General features: G+C 67.7%; 5 protein-coding genes. 4 read left to right on the top strand and 1 reads right to left on the bottom strand.

Going from position 1 to position 4,411, the window contains the following annotated elements; translation table 11 throughout:
- Nucleotides 1-145 precede the first annotated feature (145 nt).
- A complete protein-coding gene (locus ABZ497_RS36545; protein ID WP_359812411.1) occupies nt 146-997 on the top strand; it encodes an IS5 family transposase in 852 nt (283 codons plus the stop codon).
- Nucleotides 998-1,005: 8 nt separating this feature from the next.
- Here the strand turns inward: ABZ497_RS36545 and ABZ497_RS36540 are convergent, their stop codons facing one another.
- The gene (locus ABZ497_RS36540; RefSeq protein WP_359812409.1) at nt 1,006-1,194 is read right to left on the bottom strand and encodes a hypothetical protein; all 189 of its coding nucleotides are present in this window, start codon (nt 1,192-1,194) and stop codon (nt 1,006-1,008) included.
- A 500-nt stretch (nt 1,195-1,694) separates the two neighbouring features.
- Between ABZ497_RS36540 and ABZ497_RS36535 the strand changes: the two genes are divergently transcribed.
- From ABZ497_RS36535 to ABZ497_RS36525, 3 genes are all read left to right on the top strand, one after another.
- On the top strand, nt 1,695-2,702 hold the full coding sequence (locus ABZ497_RS36535) for a MauE/DoxX family redox-associated membrane protein (RefSeq protein WP_359812406.1): 1,008 nt from the start codon (nt 1,695-1,697) through the stop codon (nt 2,700-2,702).
- The gene (locus ABZ497_RS36530; RefSeq protein ID WP_359812403.1) at nt 2,699-2,950 is read left to right on the top strand and encodes a hypothetical protein; all 252 of its coding nucleotides are present in this window, start codon (nt 2,699-2,701) and stop codon (nt 2,948-2,950) included. The genes ABZ497_RS36535 and ABZ497_RS36530 overlap by 4 nt, the downstream gene beginning before the upstream one ends.
- Before the next feature lie 596 nt (nt 2,951-3,546).
- Entirely contained in the window at nt 3,547-4,101 is a 555-nt protein-coding gene (locus ABZ497_RS36525) for an EF-hand domain-containing protein (RefSeq protein WP_359812400.1), read from the top strand.
- The last annotated feature ends 310 nt before the right edge of the window (nt 4,102-4,411 follow it).

The following is a 4,411-nucleotide window of genomic DNA, read 5'->3' as shown; positions in this document are numbered from 1 at the left end:
CTCGAAGCGTGGAGAACGGCCGCCTCTGCTGTCCCGGGAAGAACCGCAGATCAGCAGGTCGAGTGACGTGCGTGGATAAACGCCAAGCTGAGACCGCGTTTGAGATCTGCCGTGCCGTGAGGTTGGTGGGGTCGTTGAGCTCTGTGTGAGTGGTGCTGGGGGTGGGTATCCGTCGGACCTAGCGGATGAGCAGTGGGCGCTGGTGGAGCCGTTGCTGCCGCCGGCGAGGGTGGGGCCGAAGGGTGGTCGGCGGGAGAAGCATCCGCGGCGGCGGATCGTGAATGCGATCTTCTATGTGGTACGGACCGGGTGTTCCTGGCGGCAGCTGCCGAAGGACTTCCCACCGTGGCCGACGGTGTATTGGTACTTCACTTGGTGGCATGACGACGGCACTGTCGAGCGCATCCACGACGCCCTGCGCGTCCGTGTCCGGGAGGCGGACGGCCGCGACGCGGAGCCGAGTGCGGGGCTGATCGACTCGCAGTCCATCCGGACCGCCGACACCGTCCCTGTTTCCACCCGGGGCTTCGACGCGGGCAAGAAGGTGAAGGGCCGCAAGCGGTTCATCGTCACCGACACCCTCGGCCTGCTCCTGGCCGTCCACGTCGTTGCGGCGAATATCCAGGACCGCGACGGCGCGAGGCGGCCGCTGCTGTGGACCCGGCTCGACCGCCCCAGCGTCAAGAAGGTGTGGGCCGACCAGGGCTTTGCCGGCCAGCTGGTCGACTGGGCCGCCACCATCCTCGGCCGCGAGTTGGACATCGTCCGAAAGGACCCCGGCCAGCGCGGCTTCCAGGTCCAGCCCAAGCGGTGGGCGGTGGAGCGCACCTTTTCGTGGCTCACCGCCCACCGACGCCTCGCCCGGGACTACGAGACCAGCCCCGCCCACTCCGAGACGATGATCCGCTGGGCCATGATCGGCGTCATGGTCCGCCGACTCACCCGAGGCCGGCTCGCTCAGCGACCGGGCCCACGCCCCCTTCGCCTCTTGCCATGACGTTAGCCCTACCGCTTCTGGGCTCTGTATCGCTTGAGGAGAGCGGTGAGCCTCGCCGGGTTGGCCTCACCGTTCAGTTCAGCAGTGAGGTCGTCGGGGCAAAGTTCGTAAAGTTCGCCCCACCACCGGCGCCCTCGGTTGTCCCAGATGCGGTACCCACCAGGCACGCCTCTGGCCACATAGCGACGCTTACTCACGAAGCCCCCGCTGAGAGCAAAGCCCACGACTGCAGCCCACTTCCCCTCCCTCCGTTCTACTGGCAGCAGGCTACGGCAGATCTCAAACGCGGTCTCAGACCGGCGCGGTCACCGTCGAGATCAGCAGGCCGGGGGTGAATCCCGCCGTCATCGTGGACCTGTCCACCCCGCATCTTGCTCGGGCATAGGCCTGTTCGTGAGGAGGGTTCGACCGCCTCGCGCTTGCTTCTGTGCACGCGTGACGGCGACCAACGGAATTTCCCCGGGTTGTCGTGCCGTCTGCACCGGGGAGCGTGGCGTTCCCAAGCGCATGCGGCGATCACCGGTCATCTTCGATCGGCCGTCTCAGCGCCGATGTGGCACCGTCGTCGCGCTGTGGTGTTGGTTTCCTACCGTTGGTAGGTGGTCTTCGGTATTCTCCGTGATCTACCTCGCGAGTCGCAGCGCTTCTGCGTTGTGGCCCGAGGCCGCGCAGGGTTGGATCTTCGGGGAGGTCGTCTTTGGCCGCGTTCTGGGCTGCTGGGGTGTGGGTCGCGCGGTGTGTGGTCGCGGCGGTGTTCGCGACGGCCGGGATGGCCAAAGCGGCCGATCGTCCGGCGACCGGGGAGACAGTCACGGCGTTCGGGGTTCCGGCGCGGTGGGCGGGTCTGGTTGCCTGGGCGCTGCCCGCGGTGGAGATCGTAGTGGCGATCGCGGTGCTGCCGGCGGGTTCGGCGGTGTGGGCTTGTGCCGTGGCGTTGTCGCTGCTGGTGGTGTTCAGCGTGGCGGTGGGTGTGCAGCTGCGGCGGGGACGGTATCCGGCGTGTTCGTGTTTCGGGTCGACTGGCGATACGCCGATCAGCCGTTGGACGCTGGTCCGTAACGGCGCGATCGCGGTCGCGGTCGCCGCCGCCTGGTGGGGGACGTCAGCACACGGTGATGTGCCGCAACACCTTCCCGTCGAGCGCGCGGCCGGCCTGGCGGTGATCGTGGCGCTGGCCGCGGCGCTGACCCGTCAGACAGTGACTACGCGAGCGTTGCGCCGACGCCTCGACAAGGCCGCCGCCCCGGCGGTGGCGGGGCTGCCGGTCGGCACGCAGGCACCCGACTTCGCTCTGATCGGCACCGACGGCACCCGCACCGGCCTGACCCGCCTGCTGGAAACGAACCGGCCGCTCGTGCTGGTGTTCATCCATCACCTGTGCGAGCCGTGCCATCTGGTCCTGCAAAAGCTTCCGGACTGGCAGGACAAGTACGGTCACGCCCTGACCATCGTGCCGGTCGCCACCGGCGACCTCGACCTGAACACCGTCTGGGCCCGCGGTCACCACATCGACCCCCTGTACCTGCAGCCCGACACCGAGGTGACCACCGGCTACCGAGTCCGGGGAACCCCGTCCGCCGTCCTGATCAACCCCACCGGACGCATCGCCTCACCCCTGGCACAAAGCCTCAACTCCATCACCGACCTCCTGTCCGCCGTCACCACCCCCGACCGGCCGCTCCCGGCCACCACCGGAAAGGCATGACCGTGATCTGCACTCATCAGGGCTACTACGCCTCCACCGAGTCCTGTGACCACTTCATCACCTGCACCGCCGGCCTCAGCATTCAGTACACGCCGTGCCCGATCGGCAACGATGGAAGGCGGCTCTATTTCGATCCCACCAGCGACCCGCAGAATAACGGGGCCGCGGCGTGCGACTACCCGGAGGCGGTCATCTGCGACCTGAACTACAACGTAGAACTCGCGAGATCCCGCGGCATGGTGAAATGACAACGACCCCCAGCAACAACGCCGGCCACACCCACCGCCCCTCACCCACCAGGCACGTCAACGCACGCCGACCGTAGCCCCGCTGCCCACAGGTCGGTGGACCAGGCCACATCCCTGGCCCACCGACTTGTCCGAACCGCGAGCACTCATGACCCACGGGGGCCCACCACCGTCAGACGCCCGGTCGAAGGTGGCGGGTCGGTCGCCGCTTGTGTGGGGAGGGCTCTCCGGCACGGACAGCCGCTTGTTCCCAGATCCCGTGAGCGGCCCCGTACACCCCACCGCCTTACGCGCACCGCTCGCCAGCCTTGGCACTCAACCCGCCAACTGAACTGCCCAGCACCACAAGAGTTGGGTGAGTCCACATAGTGGAGCGCCGGAAGCCCTTGGCTGCGAATCGTGGCCGAACGGCTCCCCACTTCCTGGCCGCCAGCGGGGAGCCGGAACTGGCCACTTACACACGCGCGTCCCGGCCGTCACTCGCAGGGGTGAAGCGCGAACCATATGGCCTGGCATGCCTGCTCGGTCTTTCTACCGTTGCCCTCGGACGCCGCACGCCGTTGTTGGCGGGCGGGTTGTGAAGCGAGGAAGAGACCATGAGCAGCGCCATGATGGACCAGAAGTTCAGCCTCCTGTTCGACTGGTTCGACCAGGACCACGACGGGAAGCTCACCGAGCAGGATCTTCGAGCGACGGCCGGGGTATTCGCGCAGGTGGCCGACGAGGACGACCGCCCCCACCGCGACGCCATCCACACGGCATTCGGACAGTGGTGGACGCTGCTGCTCCAGCACGCCGACACCGACGGCGACGGCCAGGTCTCGCGCGCCGAGTTCACCACCGTCATGGAAAACCGGGTGACCGCTCCCGCCCACTTCGAGAGCGCGGTCATGGCGATCGCGGACGCGGTCATGCAGGCTGCCGACGCAAACGAGGACGGCGTGCTGAGCCGGGACGAGTACGTGGCGATGTACCGGAAGCTCGGCGTTTCCGAGGAGTATTCCGGGCCCGCGTTCGAGAAGGTCGATGTGGACGGTAATGGCGTCATCAGCCACCAGGAGTACCGCACCGCCATCGTCGACTTCTATCTCAGCACCGACCCCGACGCCCCCGGCAACTATCTCCTTGGCCCGGTCGCCCAGCTGGTTTGAGCCGCCTCCGCCAGGCGCTGAAGTGAGCCCTGCGCCGTGAGGGGCATCGCGGGCGCCGTCATCATCGCCGCCGGCATCGACCGGAACGGCGTCCTGAGGCGGTGTGAGTACGTCACCCTCTACCGGACGTCCGGGACTCAATCGAACGGGTCGAGCTCAACGGCGACGGCGTCATCCGCCACCAGGAGTACCGTGCCGCCATCGTCGACTCCTACCTGAGCAGCGACCTCGACGCCCCCGGCAACTACCTGCTGGGCCCACTCACCCTGACCAACTGAGTAGCGCGTGCGCCCGCTCCGGACCCCACCGG

It is taken from the genome of Kitasatospora sp. NPDC005751 (genome assembly GCF_040630835.1).
Classification (GTDB): Bacteria; Actinomycetota; Actinomycetes; order Streptomycetales; family Streptomycetaceae; genus Kitasatospora.
Note: the sequence above shows the minus strand (reverse complement) of the source record. Positions and strands in the feature narration are given on the sequence as shown.

Excerpts from the sequence above, each read along its gene's own strand:
- ABZ497_RS36530 (WP_359812403.1), top strand. The coding sequence starts at position 2,699 with ATGACCGTGATCTGCACTCATCAGGGCTACTACGCCTCCACCGAGTCC.
- ABZ497_RS36525 (WP_359812400.1), top strand. The coding sequence starts at position 3,547 with ATGAGCAGCGCCATGATGGACCAGAAGTTCAGCCTCCTGTTCGACTGG.